The 783-nt window shown below is 66.9% G+C and carries 1 protein-coding gene; it reads right to left on the bottom strand.

Features of this window, described 5'->3' with window-relative positions; all coding sequences use genetic code 11:
* Positions 1–716 (bottom strand): hypothetical protein (locus RVY79_RS16755; RefSeq protein WP_317465605.1); only part of this gene is annotated, 716 nt, incomplete at its 3' end.
* Positions 717–783 lie beyond the last annotated feature (67 nt).

Raw genomic sequence — 783 nt, 5'->3', positions numbered from 1 at the left:
CCCTGATTGCGCAGCGCATACATGCCCTTGCGCGGCACCGTGTCTTGACCGAGCAGCACCGAGCCGTTGATGGTCGTGGCGCCGTCGGTCCCACCGGACAGCGTGAAGCTGGCGGCCGTCGGCGCGCTGGTGCTGGCGCCAGCGGCGGCCGTGATGATCTGCGACGGGCCGCGCGTGACGCTGGTACCGTTGTTGATCGCGGCGGCGATTGCGACCCACAGCGCATTGCCCGACAGGCCCGCGCCGATGTTGTCGAACACCTCGGGGTTGAGCGTCGGAGCGGCCACCGTCACCTTCCAGGTGTTGGCTGCACTGCCGGCGGCGAGCGCGACGGTCACGGTGTTGCCCAGCGTGCCGGTGTATTTCGCGGTCAGGGTCAAGCCGTTCGTCTGAACGGTCTGCGTCGCTGCCGTGTCCGTGCCGTCGGTGACGCGCACGCAGCGGAAGTTGTTGGCGCCCTGCTGCACCGCGATCGCCACTGCCGTACCCATGTCATAGGTGAGGTTCTGGATCGCACCGAACGCCTGGGCGTACATGGCCATGTTGCCGATGATGGTCGGCGAGTTGGTCGGGCCCCATTGGGCAGTCCCCACGATGCCCAGCACGTTGGTGGGCACGCCATTGAGCAGCGCCACCTGCGGTGGGACGATCTGGACGTACAGATCAGGGACGATGAGGGCAGTCGTATTGATGCTGCCCTGCTGGACGATCGGCATGCGTGCCTCCGAGAAACGAAAAAGCCGCCCGGAGGCGGCACATAAATGGGAATGCCGCGCGCCCGCG

This window comes from Chromohalobacter sp. HP20-39 (genome assembly GCF_033052815.1).
GTDB lineage: Bacteria > Pseudomonadota > Gammaproteobacteria > Pseudomonadales > Halomonadaceae > Chromohalobacter.
The sequence above is the reverse complement of the archived record's forward strand: the minus strand, read 5'-3'. Positions and strand labels throughout refer to the sequence as shown.